Here is a 17,894-nt window from a genome sequence, read left to right on the forward strand (position 1 = left end):
GGTTCGTTGCGCGCGGCCGCGGGCCGTGCTTGGCTCCCCCGGTGAATCTTCTGCTGACGGCGAGCGGCCTGCGCAACGAGACCCTGCGGGACGCGCTGCGCGACATGCTGGGAAAGCCCTTCGGATCCGCGAACGTCGTGTTCGTGCCCACGGCGTCGGTCGCCGAGCCCGGCGACCACGGGTGGTTCCTCGCGGACATGAACCGGCTGCACGGCCTCGGCTGGCGGGAGTTCGACGTCCTGGAACTCAACGGCCTGCCCCGGCCGGTGGTGCTCGACCGGCTGCGGCACGCCGACGTCGTCTACGTCGAGGGCGGCAACCAGTACCACCTCGCGCGCAGCATCACCGGCAACGGCCTGGCCGACGGCTTCCTCCAGGCGCTGGAGGAGCGGGTCTACGTGGGCGTCAGCGCGGGATCGATGATCTTCAGCCGCAACCTCACCGCGCACTCCGCCGACGTCATCGGCGACACCGCGGACCTCCATGTGCTCGGCGCGACGACCCTGGAACCGCCGTTCGGCCTCTTCGACTGGTACCTCAAGCCGCACCTGTACTCACCGGGCTTCCCCGAGCGGGACGACGCCTGGGCGGACCGCATCGCCGCCCGGGCGGACTTCCCGGTCTACTTCACCGACGACGACACGGCCGTACGCGTCCGCGACGGCGAGGTGGACGTCGTCTCCGAGGGCCGCTGGCGGTTCCATCCGTGACGGCCGCGGCGCGGGAGGCGGGCCGGCCGCTCACCGGCGCCTCCCCGCGGCGCGGGCGGGAACCGTGGGATCGACCAGGCCGGTCAGGGCGGCGAAGGGCACGACGACCAGGTCGGGCCAGCCGCAGTCCTGGTTGCCGGGCGCGACCATGAAGGCGATCCCGGCGCCGGTGACGCCGAAGGGCAGCCGCCCGAAGGCGGAGGGGCGGGCCAGGACGTTGGCCGCGACGAAGGAGTCGGTGAGCGCCGGGCAGCCGTAGGAGGTCAGCTTGCGGCCCTGCGGGGAGGAGTTGAGCGCCGCCGTGATGCGGCGGGCGCCGGGCGGCGCGGCGGCGGCCGGGGTGAGCAGGCGGTCCGGCGCCTGGACGGTGCCGGTCGTGGTGTCGACGACCACGGTGCGTCCGCCCCCGCCGCCGAACTCGTCGCCGCCGCTGAAGCGGTAGGTGACGGTCAGCAGGGTGCCCGCCGTGATGACCGTGGTCCGCTCGTCGAAGGAGTCCGCGGGCGCGGCGACCGGGGCGGCGGGCGAGACCGGCCCGTTCGCTGCCGCCGCCTGCCAGTCCAGGATCGGGCGGCGCAGCGCCGTCTGGAGGTCGCGTGCGACGGCCGGGGCGGTGACACCGGAGAGCACCGGGTCCTGGACGTGCCCCACGTACGTGCGGCCCGGTGCGCCGGCGGCGGTGAAGTAGTCGTCCGCGTTCTGCGGGCGTACGGCCGGGGTGCCGACGCGGGACGTTGCCGTGGTCGCGGCGGTCGCCGAACGGGGCGGGGTGGCCCCGCTCCCGGACGGGTGACGGCGGGTCAGGGCGACGACGAGGGCGGCCACCAGCGCCACGGCGACGACCCCGGCGACGGCGGCCACCCATGGCGCGCTGCGGCCGGGAAGCCGCAGGCGCCGCCGGGCCGCGCGCCGGGCGCCGCTCACGGCGGCGAGCCCCGCACCGGCCGCCGCCGCGCCCGCCGTGGCGGCGCCCGCCGCGGCGGGAGAGCCGGGCGGCTGGGCGGGCGGGCCGCCGGTCGTCCGCCGGATGTGGTCGAGCACCCGGTCGCGCAGGTCCGTACCGTCCACGATCGGGAAGAAGACCGGGCTGTACGGTCCGGCGAGGAAGCGCCGCTGGACCTGGCACACCCCGCACGCGTCGCAGATCGCGCACGTGCCGAAGTGCCGGACGACGCGCTCGCGCAGGCCCGGGGTGAAGTTCTCCGCGGTCACGGTGGTGACGCCCGCGGCGTCCAGGATCGCGGCCAGCTCCGGGCAGTGGGAGCGGCCCTCCTGGACCAGGACCAGCGCGTGGAAGCCGTCGGCGAGCAGGCCCTTGAGCGCATGGGCCTGGTTGTCGGCGGTCGCCACGGCCGTACCCGTCCGCGCGGCGATCTCCCGGCCGCTCAGCCCCTCCACGATCCGCAGCCGGTAGATCCGCTGCTGGTGGGCGGTCAGCGACCCGACCACGATCGCGAGCAGCCGTTCCACATGGGCGCGCCGCCCGGCGCTGCCGGACCGGGACTCCTCGTCGTCGGGCAGCGCGTCGAAGCCGTCGTCCCCGGGGGTGACGGCCGTGCCGCCGGGGCGCTTGTCCCGCCAGTACGCGAGGACCCGCCGTTTGGCGAACTCCGCGAGCCAGGCGCCCAGTTTCTCGGGGTTCGCCGGACCCCGCCCCCGCAGCAGGCTCGCGACCGCGTCCTCGAACACCTTCTGGGCGACGTCCGCGCCGTCCTGCGCGTCCTCGCCGAGCAGCCGGGCGCACTGCCGCAGCACCGCGCGGTAGTGCCGGGAGGCGATCGTCTCCAGCGCCCGCGTCCGCCGCGGTCCCGCGCCGCCCGCGAGGACCGCGGCGACCAGCTCGGCGTCCCCCCGCCCGTCCTGCAACTCGTCCCCGCCGCTCATCGCGTCCCCCGGTTCTGCCGAATCCGCCGAATCCGCCGAAAAAAGTTCGCGCCGTCCATGGGAAAACCCCGACCGCCGCGACCCGGACCTCCGAACCGCTCCACGACAGCGACGGAGGAACCATGAAAGGACCGGGCATCCCCGACGGCCCCCGGCACCCCGCGGGCCCGGACCCGTACCGCCCCTGGCCGGGCCCCGGCGGGCTCGGGCACCGCCTCGCCGCGCACGCACCGGCGGTGGCCCTGCCGGTGGCGGCGCTCGCGCACGGGACCGCCGTCCCCGTAGCCGCCGTGCTCGCGGCCGCGCACATCCTGCTCACCGCGGCGGGGGCGGTCGTACGCCACTGGTTCTGGTGGCGGGCCCGCAGCCAGCCCGCGCGTGACCTGCGAAGGCTGCTGCGCAACGCCGGGTCGGCGCAGGACGCCGAGCGTCTCGCGCAGGGCCTGGCCGCACGCCACCAGGCCGTGCTCGACGCGTATGTGCGCGCACGGCCGCCCCGGCGCGCCGCGCCCGCCCCGCTGTACTCCCCGTGACCCCGATGACGTCCACCGCCGACCGCGCCGACCCCGCTGAAACCGTGACCGTCCCGGACGCCGCACCCGTACACGTCGCGGGCGGCGCCGGGACAGGTCCGAGCCTAGGCGCCCCGAGCGTGACCGGAGGGCGACAGCGCGTCACCTGATACCGCCCGTCCACGCGGCGGGAGCCGATGGCGTAGGCCGCCTGCGCACCGGGCGCCCGGGCTCCGGCGCGGAGCCGTCCTCGCACACCGGATGACATCGCGCGGGCGGCTCCCCGATGATGGGCGGCGTGCCCGACACACGTGAGGACGCCGCGACCCGGCCCGGCGCCGCCGGGCGGACCGGGACCGGGGTCGCGCGGCTCGGTCCGGTGCGCCGCCCGTGACCGACGCCGCCGCCGAGCTCACCGCCTTCCTGCGGCGCTACGAGCAGGCCGCCAACAGCCATGACCTCGACCGGGTCATGCCGCTGATCGCGGAGGACGCGGTCTACTGGTTCTCGGACGGCTCCCACCGGGGCCGCGCCGAGATCGCCGCGGCGATCGCGCGGACGTTCGCCGCCATCGGCGAGGAGACGTACAAGATCGGCGACGTCGAGTGGGTCGTCCTCGGGCGCGCGCACGCGGTCTGCCGCTACCGCTTCTCCTGGACCGGGACCGTCGGCGGGCGGCCCCGGTCCGGGGCCGGGCGGGGCACGAACGTCGTCGTGCGGCGCGACGGGGAGTGGCGGATGCTGCACGAGCACCTGAGTCCGTGACGCGCGCCGGTCCGGCAGGGCCCGGCGGCGAAGAAGCCGAGGCCCGTCCGCATCATTGACATGTCCGCGCCGCACCCGGAAACTCGGACCACCGGCCGGCCGCCCGTGGCACCCGCGCGACTTCCGGACCGGACGGCGGCCCCCTGCCCCCGACCGGCTTTCCCCGCGCCTGCCCGACATGTTTCTGACAACGATGTCGGCAACAACCCTCCCGGGAGGTTCCCGTGCGTCCTCGTCCCTCGCGAGCACCGCGCCCGCACCCGTACGCCCACCGGGCGGGGCCGCTCGTCGCCGCCTGCCTGGCGCTGCTGGCCTCGATGCTGGTCGCCGTCGTCGGCGGGGCGACCGCGGCGCACGCGGCGTCAGGTGCCGTCGTGGACGGCAACGCGCGCTTCGAGGTGCTGACGCCGACGCTGGTACGGCTGGAGTACGCAGGTGACGGGGCCTTCCAGGACGGCGCCACCTTCAACGCGGTCAACCGCTCCTTCAGCCCGCCCGCGTACACCACCGATGTGAGCTCCGACGGCTACCGGGAGATCAGGACCAGTGCGCTGACGCTGCGCTGGAAGGAGGGCAGCGGGCCCTTCACCGCGGCCAACACCACGGTCACGCTGGCCGGGACGGGCGTGCAGGCCAAGCCCGCCTTCCCGTCCTACTGCGCCTTCGGGACCGCCTGCGAGGGGGAGGACGCGCTGTTCAGCGGGCGGGCCGCGACGGCGTACGACCACACCGGCTACACCGGCAGCGCCTTCGTGGCCGGTTACGAGGCCGCGGGCAGCGGGATCGCGCAGGACGTCTCGCAGGTCCCGGCGGCCGGGGACTACCGGTTGCAGGTCCGCTACTCCAACGCGGCGGGCGGCACCGGCACGCTGTCCACCCGGGTCGGCGGCGCCGCGGGGCCCGCACTGAGCCTGCCCGCGACGGCCTCGTGGAACGACTGGTCCACGGCGTCGGTCACCGTGCACCTGGCCGCGGGCACGAACGCGCTGGCGCTGGTGCAGAACGCCGGGGACACCGGCCGGGTCAACATCGACAGCCTCGCCGTCACCCCGCTCACCACCACGGCCTATCCCGCCGCGCAGACCGGCCTGGTCACCACCGGTTACGGCGCCGGGCCCGCGGACACGCTCGGCGGCTGGTCGCGGACGCTGGACAACCCGCGCACCCTGCCCGTACCCGAGCACCCCGGGATCCTCGACCGGAGCGGCTGGTACCTGCTCGACGACAGCCGCAGCGCCCTCCTCGGCTCCGCGCACACCGTCACCGACCGCCCCTCGCACGGGACGTCGCCCTACCAGGACGGCTACTTCCTCGGCTACGGCCAGGACTACAAGCAGGGCCTGTCCGACCTCAACGCCCTGACCGGCGGCACCGCGCTGCTGCCGCGCTCGGCGTACGGGGTCTGGTACTCGCGCTACTACGCCTACACCACGGCGGACTACGAGAACACGCTGCTGCCCGCCTTCCGGACGAACGACGTGCCGCTCGACTGGCTGGTGGTGGACACCGACTGGAAGTCGCCGAGTCAGTGGAACGGCTGGAACTGGAACTCCGCGCTCTTCCCCGATCCGCAGGGCTTCCTGGACTGGACGAAGCAGCAGGGCCTGTCGGTCGCGATGAACATCCACCCGAGCATCAACGGCGACGACCCGCGCTTCGCCGCCGCCAACAGCGCGGCGGGCGGCCTGACCGTGGACAGCGGGAACACCTACCGCTTCGACTGGTCCAGCAGCGCCCAGCTCGGCGCCTACCTGGGCCTGCACCAGCCGTTCGAGCAGCAGGGCGTGCGGGAGTGGTGGCTGGACTACTGCGGCGGGTGCGGGGGTTCGACGGCGAGCGACCCGCACGTCGCGCCGGACAACCTGATCAACCAGGCGTACGCCGACGACGCGGCCGCCAGGGGGCTGCGCGGCTTCTCCTTCGCCCGGATCGGCGGATCCGAGCAGGGCGGCGACGACAGCAGCTACGCACTGGGGCCGTGGTCGGAGCGGCGCACCAGCATGCAGTTCACCGGGGACACCCCGGCGACGTGGGACATGCTGGGCTTCGAGGTGCGCTTCACCGCCGACGAGGCGGCCGCCGGGCTGTCGAACGTCAGCCACGACATCGGCAGCTTCCACGGCGGGCACCTGGCCGACGACCTGTACGTGCGCTGGCTGCAGTTCGGCGCCTTCCAGCCCGTCGACCGGCTGCACTCCGACCACGGCGACCGGCTGCCGTGGAACTACACGGGGGCGGCCGCGACCGCCGCCGCGCAGGCGCTGCGGCTGCGCGAGGCACTGGTGCCGTACACCTACACACTCGCCCGCCAGGCGAGCACCACGGGCGTGCCGATCGTCCGCCCGATGTACCTCGACTACCCGGCGCAGGAGGACGCCTACCGGGCCCAGGGCGAGTACCTGTACGGCGACGACGTGCTGGTGGCGCCGATCACCACGCCGAACGACGGCTCGGGCAACGGCTCGGTGTCGGTGTGGGTCCCGCCGGGCGGCTGGACCGACTACTTCACCGGGCGCACGTACACCGGCCCGGCGACGGTGACGATGACCGCCCCGCTCGGGCAGTTCCCGGTGCTGGTCCGGGGCGGCGGCATGCTGACGACGCGCACCGACTACGCGGGCAGCGCGCAGGCGCCGCTGACCGCGCTGACGGTCAACGTGGCCGCGGGCGCGGACGGTTCGTCCTCGGTGTACACCGACGCGGGTGAGGGCACCGGGTACACGGCAGGGCAGTCGGCGACGACGCCGCTGTCCTGGAACGACGCCGCGCGGACCCTCACCGTCGGGGCGCAGAGCGGCAGTTGGCCCGGCGCCCCGGCCTCCCGGGCGTACACGCTGCGGCTGTCGAACTCGGCGGCGCCGACCGCCGTGCGGGTGGACGGCACACAGGTGCCGGAGACGGACTGGTCGTGGAATCCGCAGCGCCGCACCGTCACGGTGACCACGGCCGCGCTGCCGGTGGGCACCGCGCACACCGTGGCGCTGGAGGGCAGCGCGACGGCGAACCCGGCCGCCGGGGAGGTCGTCGGGGCGGGGGCCGACTGCCTGGACGCGCGCGGCGGTTCGGCGGCGGACGGCACGGCGCTCCAGCTGTGGGGCTGCAACCACACCGCGGGCCAGCAGTTCACCCTCGCCTCCGACAACACCCTGCGCACGCTCGGCAGTTGCGTCACGGCCTCCGGCGGCGGCACGGCGAACCGCACGCCCGTCGCGCTCGCGTCCTGCACCGGCTCGGCGGCGCAGCTGTGGACCCACCGCACCGACGGGAGCCTGCTCAACCCGGCGTCCGGGCGCTGCCTCGACGTGCCCGACAGCAACACCACGCCCGGCGCCGTCCAGCTCCAGCTCTACGACTGCAACGGGACGGGCGCGCAGGTCTGGAAGCTGCCGCCGGGGCCGCTCACCGGTCCCGGCGGGCTGTGCGCGGACGTGGCGAACGCCGACCCCGCCTCGACGACACCCGTGCAGCTGTGGGGCTGCAACTCCACCGACGCGCAGCGCTGGTCGGCGCCCGGGGACCGCACGCTGCACGCGCTGGGCAAGTGCCTGGACGCGGTGGGCGGCGGCACGGCGAACGGGACCCGCGTCCAGCTGTGGGACTGCAACGGCACGGGCGCGCAGGCCTGGACGAGCCGTTCGGACGGCACCCTGTTCAACTCGCCCTCCGGGCGCTGCCTGGACGACAGCGGCGGGCTGGCGCGGCAGGGGGACGCGCTCCAGCTGTACGACTGCAACGGCACCGCGGCCCAGGTCTTCCGGCTGCGGTGACGCTCCTGCCGGGCGGAGTTCGCCCGCCGCCCGGCAGATGTTCGCCCGCCTGCCCCTTGAGCACCTCAGGCACCAGCGGCATCCTTGGACCGCCCACGCCCGCGGGGCGGCACGCCCCGGCCGGCCAGCGAGAGGACAACGATGGCCCCCTCCTCCTTCCCCTTCGACCGCCGCACCCTGCTGCGCGGCACGCTGGCCGCCGGTACGGGCGCCGTACTCGGCCCGGTCCTGCTGTCCCGGTCGGCCTCCGCGTACTCCTGGTCGCGCACCCTCCAGCAGGGCATGACCGGCGCGGACGTCACCGAGCTGCAGATCCGGGTCGCGGGCTGGGCCACGTCCGGCCCCGCGCACACCCGGGTCGCGGTCGACGGGGACTTCGGGCCCGGGACGGCGACGGCGGTCCGCCTGTTCCAGTCCGCGTACGGTCTGGCCTCCGACGCCGTCGCCGGTCCCGCCACCCAGGCGCAGCTCGACGCGCTCCAGCAGTCGGACGGTTCGACGGCGCACTTCGACTTCGGCGAGTTCACCGACCGGGTGAGCGGGACCTTCGACGGGGGCAAGGTCGGCGCGGCCGCGGCCAAGGAGAACGTCCGGCGGCTGATGTACAAGCTCGAAGCCCTGCGCAAGAAGCTCGGCAACGTCCCCGTCACCGTCAACTCCGGCTTCCGCAGCATCGCGCACAACGCCTCGGTGGGCGGCGCGTCCGACAGCATGCACCTGTACGGGACGGCCGCGGACCTCGGGGTGGCGGGCGTCGCCAACAAGACGGTCTACCAGAAGGCCGAGACCTGCGGCTTCTCCGGTCTGGAGACGTACACCGAGGACCACCAGCACGTCGACAGCCGCGCCGACCTGGGGCGGGCCTGGTGGTGGGAGAACGGCACGGTCTGACGGTGCGCGGCCGGCCGCCGGGGCACGGCCCCGGCGGGCGCCCGCGGGCCACCGGGCCGGAACCGTCCGGCCGGGGTGCGGCGTCCCGGCGCCGTCACCAGTGCGCCTGGCCGCCCAGATTCCGTGCGAGGGCGCCGACCTGCTTCGCGGTCAGCTCCGCGTGGCTGTCGGTGCCGGCCGAGAGCATCAGGGCGACGCTGTCGCCGCCCGCCCCGCGCAGCCGCACGAGGGCGACGTTGCCGGTCGAGGTGACGACGGGGGTGCCGGTGGACGCCTTGGTCACCTCGCCGAGGTAGGCCGCCAGTTCGGTGGAGGACAGTCCCGCGTCGCGCTGGATCAGCGGGGCCAGCAGGGCGGCCGCGGTGCCCTTCTCGGCGGCGAGGGTCTCGACGGACACCGGCTGGGTGCCCAGCCGGTAGTCGCACTCCACGTCGGTGGCGTGCGCGGTGCTGAGCACGGCGTCCTTGTCCGCGTCCTCCGGCAGGTCGACATGCGCCGAGACCGGGCTCGCCGGCCCGGGCACGTGCGCGGCCGAGGCGGCCCTGTCCAGGTCGTAGTCCAGCGGGCAGTGCGTGGACTCCTTGGCCGCCGAGCGCACCTTGTCGTGCAGCCCGGCCTGCGACAGTGCCGCCGGGCCGCCGTCGCCCGAGCACGCGGCGAGCACGGCCGCGGCTGCCACTGCGGCCGCCGCCGCGGCCCGCGTGCCCTGCCGGCGCAAACGTACGGTCATCAGCCCTCCCCGTTCGGCCGGAAGTGGTCATCTTAGATGCACGTCCGACCGGGGCACCGGGCCGGGTCCACCGCCGTCTCCCGCCCGGGGGGTGACGCGGATTCAGGCGAGCATCGGCCGCGGGTCGAAGGTGACCCTGATCCGGCTGATGCGGCCCTCCTCGACGTGGCTCCAGTTGACGACGGCCATCGGGCCCGAGGTCTCGGTCCGCAGCTCGAACCAGGTGATGACGTCGGGGCCGTCCGCCCAGCGCCGGACGACCTCGACGTGCCGGGTCAGCGCGAACATGCCGCCGAGGCCGGAGAGGACGTCGTCGGCGCCCTGCGCGGTGCCGAGCGCGCCGACGAAGTCGACGCCGTCGTGGAGCAGGGGCCGCACCCGCTCGATGTCGTTGCTCTTCCAGGCGTCGAAATAGGCGGCGGCGACGCTTTCCGGAGAGGGCGTGCTCACGGGTTCCTCCTGGCTTCCGGCGATACGCGGCCGGCCGGCCGCGCTCTCACCTCCAGCCTGGTCGCGGGCGATCAAGAAGTCCAACAGCTCGTTCTTCTGACAACTAGCATCATCGGTCATGGAACTGAGGCACCTGGAGTACTTCGTCGCGGTGGCCGAGGAGCGCAACTTCACCCGGGCGGCCGACCGGCTGCACATCAGCCAGTCCGGCGTCAGCGCGCAGATCCGGCGGCTCGAACGCGAGCTGGGCGCCGAGCTGTTCGACCGCTCGCAGCGGGCCGTCACCCTCACCGCGGCGGGCCGGGCCGCGCTGGAGCACGCGCGTGCCGCACTGGCCGCCGCCGACGCGCTCGGGCGGTCGGTGGGCGAGGTCAGCGGCCTGCTGCGGGGACAGCTCACGGTCGGCATGGTCACCGGATGCACGCTCGCGCCGCTCTTCGACGCGCTCGCGTCCTTCCACCGGGCGCATCCCGGCGTGCGGATGTCGCTGCTGGAGGACGGCTCGGACCGGCTGCTGGAGGCGGTCCGGGCCCGCACCGTCGATCTGGCGCTCGTCGGCACCGCGCAGGCCGCCCACGAGGGGCTGTCCACGCTGACGGTGGTCGGCGAACGGCTCGTCGCCGCCGTCCCGTCCGGGCACCCGCTCGCCGGGCGGGACGCGGTGACGCTGCGCGAGCTGAGCGCCCACCCGGTCGCCTGCATGCCCGCCGGGACCGGGCTGCGGGCGGTGCTGGACCGGGCGTGCGCCGCCCAGGACCTGCGGCTCACGATCGCGCTGCAGGCCAGCGCGGCCGACGCGCTCGCCGACCTCGCCTGCCGCGGGCTGGCCGTCGCCGTCCTCAGCGAATCCATGGCCGCCCGGCACCGCGACCGGCTCGGCGCCTGCCCCCTCACCGACGTCCCCTCGCCCGCGCTGCTCGTGCTGGCCTGGAAGGACACCGGCGACCCGGCCGTCCGCGCCGCCGTCGAGCACGCCCGCCGGGCCTTCGGCGGCGCCGGCCTTCCGGCACCGCCGCCCGCGCGCTGAACGCGCCCGGTCAGGGGAGATAGTCGGCGACCAGTTCCGCGAACTCCTCCGGGGTGAGGACCTCGACGCCGAGTTGCCCGGCCTTGGCGGCCTTGCTGCTGAGCCTGCCGTTCGCGGCGGGCGCGGCGACGAGGCAGGCGGTCTCGGCGGTGACGCTGTCGCCGGCCCTGCCGCCGGCGCGTTCTATGAGGTCCTTCACTGCGGTGCGGCTGAGGGCGGCGAGCGGGCCGGTCATCCTGCCGGTGACGACGACCTTCTTCGGGCGGCCGTCCTCGGCGGTCAGCGGGCCGTCGACCGCGGTGTCGGACACCGGCTCGCTCATGGTGGCGCCTGCCGCGGCCATCTTGTCGATGACCGGGGCGAGTTCGGCTATCTGCGCCACGATGCCGGGCGCCTTCTCCGGCCCGATGCCGTCCACGTCCTGGAACGCCTCCGCGCTCGCGGCGCGCACCGCGTCCATGGTGCGGAAGTGGGCGGCGATGCGCTGGGACAGGCGGCGCCCGGTGTTGGTGATGCCCAGGGCGCACAGCTGGCGGCTGAGCGGCTTGGCCTTGGCGGCGAGGATCTGGTCGGCGAGCTTGGCGCCCCGCTTGTCGCTCCCGGCCGCCTCGCAGAGCGTCGCCAGGTCGAGGGTGTAGAGGTCGGCGATGTCGGTGACGGCGCCGGAGTCGACGAGCCAGGTGACGTACGTCCTGCCCAGGCCGTCGATGTCGAGGCAGTCGCGCTGCGCGGCGTAGGCGATGAGCGCGGGCAGCCGGCAGGCGGCGCCCTTGACGCACCGCCAGCGCTCCTGGCTGCGGTCGATGTCGCTGCCGCAGTTCGGGCAGGCAGCGGGCAGCGGCACCTCGGCCGCACCGGCCGGGCGCAACTGGACGACCGCGGCCTGCACGCGGGGGATGATGTCGCCCGCCTTGTACACGGTGACGGTGTCGCCGAGGTGGAGGTCGCGGCGGCGGATGTCGGCGGGGTTGTGCAGCGTGGCGTACTCGACGGTGCTGCCGTCGATCTCGACGGGCTGCAGCCGCGCGCGGGGGGCGATGACGCCCGTCCGGCCGACGTTCCACTCGACGTCCAGCAGCACCGTGGTGCGCTCGACCGCGGGCAGCTTGAAGGCGACGGCCCAGTGCGGGAAGCGCGAGCCGGAACCGGCGGCCTGCTGCTCGGCGGCGGTGTCGGCCTTGACGACCACGCCGTCGATCCCGAAGGGCAGGCCGGGCCGCATCGCCTGGATCTCCTCGACCCGCCGCCGCGCCTCCTCGACCGTGCCGACGCGGCGCAGCCCTGCCGGATTGTCGCGGGTGGTCCGCACCCCGGCCGCGGAGACCAGGGCCAGCACCTCGCTGTGCGAGGCGCCGTCGGGCAGGAAGGTGCCGCCGTCGAGGTTGACGGCGCCGTACGCCCAGAAGGTCATGGCCAGGCGGTAGGGGCGGTCCTTGGCGCGCAGCGTGCCGGAGGTGCCGTTGCGCGGGTTGCGGAAGACGGTGGCGCCGTGCTCGACACGGATCTCGTTGGCGCGTTCGAACTGCTCCTGTGTGAAGAGCACCTCGCCGCGCACCTCGACCGTGACCGCCGTCCCGAGCGACTGTGGCAGGCCGTCGATCGTGCCGATGACATGGCTGACGTCCTCGCCGAACCGGCCGTCGCCGCGGGTGACCACCTGGACCAGGCGCCCGTCACGGTAGCGGGCGGCGATCGCCGCGCCGTCCAGCTTGGGCTCCACGGTGAAGCCGCCCTCGACCGGGCGGCCCAGGCGGCGCTGCAGTCCCTCGCCCCACGCGGTCAGCTGCTCGGCGGAGAAGACGTTGTCGAGCGACAGCATCGGCACACCGTGGGCGACGTCCCCGACCGGCGCGGCCCCGGCGGCGACCTGGGTGGTCGGGGAGTCGGGCGCCGCCTCGTCCGGATGGGTCTGCTCGTACGCCGCGAGGGCGAGCAGCAACCCGTCGTACGTGGCGTCGTCCAGCACGCTCTCGGCGGCGAAGTCACCGTCTCCGCCGTAGTAGGCGCGGGCGGCCTCACGGACGCGGGTGACCGCGTCCCGGTACTGGGCAGGGGTGGCCAACGCCTCAACGGCGGGAGTTGTCGTCATACCCGCCATCCTCGCGCGGGGGTCTGACAATCGCGGGGCCCGGCAATCGCGGGGGGCCTGGCCGTCGCCCGGGGTTCGACAGCGGGCGGGCTCAGCCCTCTGGTATCCCCGCGCGCCTGCGGCGGTACGCGGCGGCGCGGTCCTTGCCCCCGCAGGCCTCGCTGGAGCACCAGCGGCGGCGCCCCGGGCGGCTGGTGTCGACGAACAGCAGGGCGCACTCCGGGCTCGCGCACGCGCGCAGGCGGGCGGCGGCGGGGCCGGAGAAGAGGTCGACGGCGTCGCGGGCCACCGTGCTGAGGGCCGCCTGCTGCCCGCGCGCGGCCGGCAGGGCCAGCCGCCCGGTGCCGCCGCTCAGGACGGGCACCAGCGGTGGCGCGGCCGCGGCGGCGTTGACGGCGGCCTCGTCCGCGGGCGAGGGGGCCTGCCCGGCGAGCACCGCGCGGGCGAGGCGGTGGACGGCCTCGCGCAGCACCCGGGCGGACTCCAGGCCGGACCGGGTGACGTCCGGCGGCTCCTGGAGCAGCCCCGCCTCGCAGTACCAGCGGGCCAGGTCGGACGGTTCGCGCAGCCGCTCGTACCGGCCGCGCCAGCGCTCGCCGACCGTGGCGACGAACGCCAGGCACAGGCGGCCGGAGCGGAAGTTGAAGCGCAGTTCCCCGGCGGGCACGTCCGCGCCCATATCGCTTGCCTCGGCGTTCACGTCACGACTATAACTCGTGACATGGTGATGAGCCGGAACGAACCGCAGCCCGACCGGGCACGTATCGAGGACTTCCTGCGCGAGCGGGACGCCGACCGCATCCCCCACCCCGGCGGCACCCTGCTGGCGCACCTGGGCCGGGTGGAGCGACTGCTGGAGGAGTGGGGCGCCGGCCCGGACGTGCGGACGGCGGGGCTGTGCCACGCCGCGTACGGGACGGACGGCTTCGACGAGGCGCTGATCGGCACCGGCGAGCGCACCCGGCTCGCGGCGCTCGTCGGCGAACGCGCGGAAGAGCTGGTCCACTTCTACGCGAGCTGCGACCGCTCCGCGGTCTACCCCCAGCTCGGCCAAGGCTCCCCCGTCGTCTTCCGGGACCGCTTCTCCGGCGCCGAGGGCGTTCCCGCCGAGGCCGACCTGCGGGCCCTGATGGAGATCACCGCCGCGAACGAACTCGACCTGGTCGCGCACAACGCGGACCTCGCGGCCCGCTACGGCCCCGATCTCGCCGACCTGTTCACCCGCTCCCGCGGCCTGCTGTCCGCGCCCGCCCAGCAGGCCTGCACGCGGCTGCTCGGCCGCTACGGCGCCGGTCCCGTGACCGGGCCGCTGGTCGGCGGGCTGGACCACCTCGTGCTGACCGTCTCCGACGTCGAGGCCAGCGTCGCCTTCTACGAACGCGTCCTCGGCATGCGGCCGGTCACCTTCGGCGACGGACGGCGCGCGCTGACCTTCGGCACCGTCAAGATCAACCTGCACCGGGCGGGCGCCGAGCTGCTCCCGCACGCCGCCCGCCCCACCCCCGGCAGCGCCGATCTGTGCCTGGTCACCGCGCACCCGCAGGCCCGCGTTTTGGAACACCTCGCCGCCTGCGGCGTCCCCGTCGAGACCGGCCCCGTCCCGCGCACGGGCACGCTCGGCCCCATCACCAGCACCTACCTGCGCGACCCGGACGGCAACCTGATCGAGGTCAGCACGTACCCGCAGCAGGGGGGCTGAGCCGGGGGGTTTGCGAGGTGCGGGCGGCTCCCGGTCGGGCGCGGGACGACGGCCCCGACAGGCCCGGCGGCGATGTCGCGCGCCAGAACGAGACGGAGTGGCGGCTTCTGCTCGCGGCCGCCGTCGTGGAGTTCGCCGTACGGCGGCTGGGGTGCGGGCGGCCGGGGCCCGAAAATTGCACCCCGTGTGCAGGGGCGGGCTCGTAGGGTGGCTGTCATGGTGATCGCGACGGTCCGGGAGTGGAGCGACGAGGACGGCTGGGGGGTGCTCGACTCGCCGGAGACGCCCGGCGGGTGCTTCGGGCACTTCTCGCACATCCGGATGGACGGCTTCCGCACGCTGACGGCGGGGCAGCGGGTCGAGCTGGTCTGGGAGGATCCCGGCGGCGAGCAGGACGGGTACGACTACTGCGCGGTGAGCATCGTGCCCCTGGCCGGCTGACGGCCGGGCACGGGGCGACGGCGGTGGGCGAGTTGCGGGGCGCGGTGGTGCTGGTCACCGGGGTCATGGCATCGGGGAAGTCCACCGTGGCCCAGGTGCTGGCCGAGCGGCTCCCGCGGTCGGTGCATCTGCGCGGTGACGGCTTCCGGCGCATGGTCGTGTCGGGGCGCGAGGAGTTCACGCCGTGCCCGACGCCCGGGGCCACGGCGCAGTTGCTGCTGCGGTACCGGGCCTGCGCGGCGGTGGCGGACCTGTACGCGCGGGAGGGCTGGACCGTGGTCGTCCAGGACGTCGTCCTCGGCGAGCACCTGGCCCACTTTCTCGACGCCGTGACGGCGCGGCCGCTGTACCTGGTCGTCCTCGCCCCGACGGCGGAAGCGGTCGCGGCACGCGAGGCCGGGCGGCGCAAGAGCGGCTACGGCGGCGGCTGGACGGTCGGGCTGCTCGACGAGGAGCTGCGGCGGACACCGCGCCGCGGACTGTGGCTGGACACCTCCGACCTGACGCCCGGGCAGACGGTCGAGGCGATCCTGGCCGGGCTCGGCACGGCCCGCGTCGCCGGGTAGCGCGCTGCCCGCGCGGGCTCAGAGCAGGACCAGCGACCACACCAGCAGCGCGCCGCCCAGCAGGAGGAGCAGGACGGAGCCGCCGTCCACGGCGCCGAGGAGGCGGTAGCGGTCGTACGGCTCGTAGGGGCGGGCCGGGTCGACCACGACGGTCATCGCGCCGCCGGTCGGAGCGGGCCTGCCGGAGGCGTTGACGAGGGAGGACACGATGGCGCGCCCCTCGACGTGGTAGCGGACGACGGGGGTGAGGCTGTAGCGCCCGGCGTTCGCGGTCGGCCCGCTGTCGTTGCCGACCACGTCGGCCTGGAGCTCCAGGCCGCTGCGGCGCGCCCGCAGGCAGCGCGCGCCGTGCAGGACGGCCCGCGCCGTACCGAAGGCGCCCGCCAGGAAGGCGGCCGAGGCGACCGCGACGAAGATCATGGCGGCCATCCTGGCGCACCCGGCGCACCGCCTGCCAGGGGCCGGAGGCGGTTCACAGGAAGGGCCGCGGGGGTGCGCCGGGCCGACGGCCCCGGACGGGGAGGCGGGATCAGACGGGCTGCCAGAGGCCCGGGGCCTTGGGGGGCTCCCAGCCGGTCATCGCGGTGTGGGCCTGAAGGCAGCGGCAGCCGGTACCGCCGTAGGCGACCTGGTCGCCGGCCCGGTACGCGACGCCGGACGCCCAGGTGGCGCCGCCGGTCGGCGGGGTCGTGGGTGTCGTGGCTGGCCGGGGTGGCCGCGAGCGGGCGGCCGCGGCGGCGGCACGGTCCCGCGCGGTGCCGGCCACACGTCGATCCCGGAGCCGTCGCCCCGCCAGTGCCGTCGACGTACCCGTGGTCGAGCGGGCAGACGTAGTCGGGCACCTTCGGGTGCGGCCTTCCGCCGGGCCGGTCGACGGTGCTGCTCCCCGTACCCACCAGCACGTCGAAGTGCTGCCGGATCGGCACCCCTGCGTACCCCAGGACCTCCGCCCGGCAGGGCTGCTCCGGCCTCCCGTGCCGTCGAAATTCCCTCCCCCGGGCCGGTCAGACCGGGGCGAGCGGCAGGTGCGGGGTGGACGGGAGGTGGACGGTGATCGGGTCGCCGGGGTGGACGGTGCCGCCCTCGCGGACGACGCTCATGACGCCCGCCCGGCGGACGACGTTGCCCTCGGCGTCATGGCCGACGACCTGCTTGAGCAGGCCGTGCTGGAAGTCGTCGATCTGGCGGCAGGGGTTGCGCAGGCCGGTGACCTCCAGGACGGCGGTGGCGCCGATGTGCAGGAGGGTGCCGGTCGGCAGGCCGAGGAGGTCAAGGCCGCTGGTGGTGATGTTCTCGCCGAGCTGGCCGGGGGCGACGGTGAAGCCCGCGTCGGCGACCTCGGTGAACAGCTCCTCGTGGATGAGGTGGACCTGGCGCAGGTTCGGCTGCGTCGGGTCCTTGGCGACGCGCGAGCGGTGCTTGACGGTCACGCCGGAGTGCACGTCGCCCTCCACGCCGAGACCGGCGATCAGTCGGATGCCGCCGCGGTTGGGCTTGGTGAACGTGTACGCACCACTGGCGCTGACCGCGGTGACGCTCGCGCGCATCTCCGGCCCCCTCCTGCTCGGTGACCGGCTCCGCGGCCGGCCGACACCTCCATCATGCCGGAGCGGCCCGGGGCGGCGGCCTGCGGGAGGGGTCTGTCCTGCGGTGACGGCCGCGCGCGGCGTCCCCGGGCCGGGTTCGCGCGGCCCCGGGAAGCCGTGCGGGCAGTCGTCCCCGGAGGTTGCCGTCCGGCCGCGGAGCCGGTCCGGCGGCGGGGGCCGTTCCCCGGGTGGCTATCGTGTGCGGATGCCGCCGCTGAACCTGCGTCACGCCGTCCGCGCGCTCGTGCTCGACGAGCGGGGCGGGCGGATCCTGCTGTGCCGGTTCGCCTTCGCCCGGCCGGGCGGGACGCTGGTGGTGTGGGCCGCGCCGGGCGGGGGCGTCGAGCGCGGGGAGACGGCGCTCGACGCGCTGCGCCGGGAGCTGCGCGAGGAGGTGGGGTTCGCGCTGGAGGGCGAGCCGCCGCACGTCTGGCACCAGGAGGTCGTGGATCCCGCGCACGCGCCCGGCTACGACGGCGTCGTGAACGACTACTTTCTCGTCCCCACCCCGCACTTCGGCCCGCGCGGCGCGCTGACCGACGAGCAGCTCGCCGCGGAGAACGTCACCGGGACGCGGTGGTGGCGGCCCGAGGACATCCGCGGCTACCGCGGCACCGACCTGTTCTCCCCCCGCGACCTGGGCGGGCTGCTCGCGCGGCTCGCCGCGGACGGCGTTCCGGACGCGCCGGTGCCCGTCGGCCTGTGACCGGTCCCGCACCGGTGTCCGGACCCGGCGTCCGCCCGAACCTGGCAGCGCGCGGGCCTGCAGCAGCCGCC

Annotated in this window: 18 protein-coding genes; 10 read left to right on the forward strand and 8 right to left on the reverse strand. The window is 75.3% G+C overall.

Going from position 1 to position 17,894, the window contains the following annotated elements; translation table 11 throughout:
- The first annotated feature begins 41 nt into the window (after window positions 1-41).
- Complete coding sequence (locus tag ACH4PY_RS30405; RefSeq protein WP_398190054.1) at window positions 42-710, forward strand: Type 1 glutamine amidotransferase-like domain-containing protein; 669 nt, start codon at window positions 42-44, stop codon at window positions 708-710.
- A 30-nt stretch (window positions 711-740) separates the two neighbouring features.
- Here the strand turns inward: ACH4PY_RS30405 and ACH4PY_RS30410 are convergent, their stop codons facing one another.
- Window positions 741-2,594, reverse strand: coding sequence for an RNA polymerase sigma factor (locus tag ACH4PY_RS30410; protein ID WP_398190058.1), 1,854 nt, complete (start codon window positions 2,592-2,594; stop codon window positions 741-743).
- A gap of 122 nt (window positions 2,595-2,716) precedes the next feature.
- On the opposite strand from ACH4PY_RS30410, the gene ACH4PY_RS30415 reads away from it, so the two are divergent.
- The 4 genes from ACH4PY_RS30415 to ACH4PY_RS30430 all read left to right on the forward strand — a co-directional run bounded on the left by ACH4PY_RS30415 (window position 2,717) and on the right by ACH4PY_RS30430 (window position 8,529).
- Window positions 2,717-3,127, forward strand: a complete 411-nt coding sequence (locus ACH4PY_RS30415; RefSeq protein ID WP_398190062.1) for a hypothetical protein — start codon at window positions 2,717-2,719, stop codon at window positions 3,125-3,127.
- A gap of 369 nt (window positions 3,128-3,496) precedes the next feature.
- Window positions 3,497-3,871, forward strand: a complete 375-nt coding sequence (locus ACH4PY_RS30420; RefSeq protein WP_398190065.1) for a YybH family protein — start codon at window positions 3,497-3,499, stop codon at window positions 3,869-3,871.
- A gap of 224 nt (window positions 3,872-4,095) precedes the next feature.
- Window positions 4,096-7,638: a ricin-type beta-trefoil lectin domain protein gene (locus ACH4PY_RS30425; protein ID WP_398190068.1), complete on the forward strand. Its 3,543-nt coding sequence runs from the start codon at window positions 4,096-4,098 to the stop codon at window positions 7,636-7,638.
- Between the two features lie 141 nt (window positions 7,639-7,779).
- Complete coding sequence (locus tag ACH4PY_RS30430; RefSeq protein WP_398190071.1) at window positions 7,780-8,529, forward strand: D-Ala-D-Ala carboxypeptidase family metallohydrolase; 750 nt, start codon at window positions 7,780-7,782, stop codon at window positions 8,527-8,529.
- A 94-nt stretch (window positions 8,530-8,623) separates the two neighbouring features.
- On the opposite strand, the gene ACH4PY_RS30435 is transcribed toward ACH4PY_RS30430, so the two are convergent.
- Both ACH4PY_RS30435 and ACH4PY_RS30440 read right to left on the reverse strand, forming a co-directional pair.
- The gene (locus ACH4PY_RS30435; RefSeq protein ID WP_398190074.1) at window positions 8,624-9,259 is read right to left on the reverse strand and encodes a hypothetical protein; all 636 of its coding nucleotides are present in this window, start codon (window positions 9,257-9,259) and stop codon (window positions 8,624-8,626) included.
- Between the two features lie 102 nt (window positions 9,260-9,361).
- Complete coding sequence (locus ACH4PY_RS30440; RefSeq protein ID WP_398190077.1) at window positions 9,362-9,709, reverse strand: nuclear transport factor 2 family protein; 348 nt, start codon at window positions 9,707-9,709, stop codon at window positions 9,362-9,364.
- Window positions 9,710-9,827: 118 nt separating this feature from the next.
- On the opposite strand from ACH4PY_RS30440, the gene ACH4PY_RS30445 reads away from it, so the two are divergent.
- Entirely contained in the window at window positions 9,828-10,736 is a 909-nt protein-coding gene (locus tag ACH4PY_RS30445) for a LysR family transcriptional regulator (RefSeq protein ID WP_398190080.1), read from the forward strand.
- 10 nt (window positions 10,737-10,746) lie between these two features.
- Here the strand turns inward: ACH4PY_RS30445 and ligA are convergent, their stop codons facing one another.
- Together ligA and ACH4PY_RS30455 are read right to left on the reverse strand one after the other, a co-directional pair.
- Complete coding sequence (ligA, locus tag ACH4PY_RS30450) at window positions 10,747-12,825, reverse strand: NAD-dependent DNA ligase LigA (RefSeq protein WP_398190083.1); 2,079 nt, start codon at window positions 12,823-12,825, stop codon at window positions 10,747-10,749.
- A 91-nt stretch (window positions 12,826-12,916) separates the two neighbouring features.
- Window positions 12,917-13,525, reverse strand: a complete 609-nt coding sequence (locus ACH4PY_RS30455) for a CGNR zinc finger domain-containing protein (RefSeq protein ID WP_398190087.1) — start codon at window positions 13,523-13,525, stop codon at window positions 12,917-12,919.
- Between the two features lie 21 nt (window positions 13,526-13,546).
- Here ACH4PY_RS30455 and ACH4PY_RS30460 point away from each other — a divergent pair, with 21 nt between their 5' ends.
- From ACH4PY_RS30460 to ACH4PY_RS30470, 3 genes are all read left to right on the forward strand, one after another.
- The gene (locus tag ACH4PY_RS30460) at window positions 13,547-14,524 is read left to right on the forward strand and encodes a DUF6817 domain-containing protein (protein WP_398190091.1); all 978 of its coding nucleotides are present in this window, start codon (window positions 13,547-13,549) and stop codon (window positions 14,522-14,524) included.
- Window positions 14,525-14,740: 216 nt separating this feature from the next.
- Window positions 14,741-14,965: a cold-shock protein gene (locus ACH4PY_RS30465; RefSeq protein WP_398190094.1), complete on the forward strand. Its 225-nt coding sequence runs from the start codon at window positions 14,741-14,743 to the stop codon at window positions 14,963-14,965.
- Window positions 14,966-14,997: 32 nt separating this feature from the next.
- Window positions 14,998-15,531, forward strand: coding sequence for an AAA family ATPase (locus ACH4PY_RS30470; RefSeq protein WP_398190514.1), 534 nt, complete (start codon window positions 14,998-15,000; stop codon window positions 15,529-15,531).
- Between the two features lie 18 nt (window positions 15,532-15,549).
- Here the strand turns inward: ACH4PY_RS30470 and ACH4PY_RS30475 are convergent, their stop codons facing one another.
- From ACH4PY_RS30475 to ACH4PY_RS30485, 3 genes are all read right to left on the reverse strand, one after another.
- Window positions 15,550-15,960: a DUF3592 domain-containing protein gene (locus ACH4PY_RS30475; RefSeq protein ID WP_398190097.1), complete on the reverse strand. Its 411-nt coding sequence runs from the start codon at window positions 15,958-15,960 to the stop codon at window positions 15,550-15,552.
- 100 nt (window positions 15,961-16,060) lie between these two features.
- Window positions 16,061-16,297 (reverse strand): carbohydrate-binding protein, encoded by a 237-nt coding sequence (locus ACH4PY_RS30480; protein WP_398190101.1) that lies wholly within the window; start codon window positions 16,295-16,297, stop codon window positions 16,061-16,063.
- A 238-nt stretch (window positions 16,298-16,535) separates the two neighbouring features.
- Complete coding sequence (locus ACH4PY_RS30485) at window positions 16,536-17,078, reverse strand: MOSC domain-containing protein (protein WP_398190105.1); 543 nt, start codon at window positions 17,076-17,078, stop codon at window positions 16,536-16,538.
- Window positions 17,079-17,322: 244 nt separating this feature from the next.
- On the opposite strand from ACH4PY_RS30485, the gene ACH4PY_RS30490 reads away from it, so the two are divergent.
- Entirely contained in the window at window positions 17,323-17,823 is a 501-nt protein-coding gene (locus ACH4PY_RS30490) for an NUDIX domain-containing protein (protein WP_398190107.1), read from the forward strand.
- Window positions 17,824-17,894 lie beyond the last annotated feature (71 nt).

It is taken from the genome of Streptomyces sp. NPDC021224 (assembly GCF_044332905.1).
Lineage (GTDB): Bacteria > Actinomycetota > Actinomycetes > Streptomycetales > Streptomycetaceae > Actinacidiphila.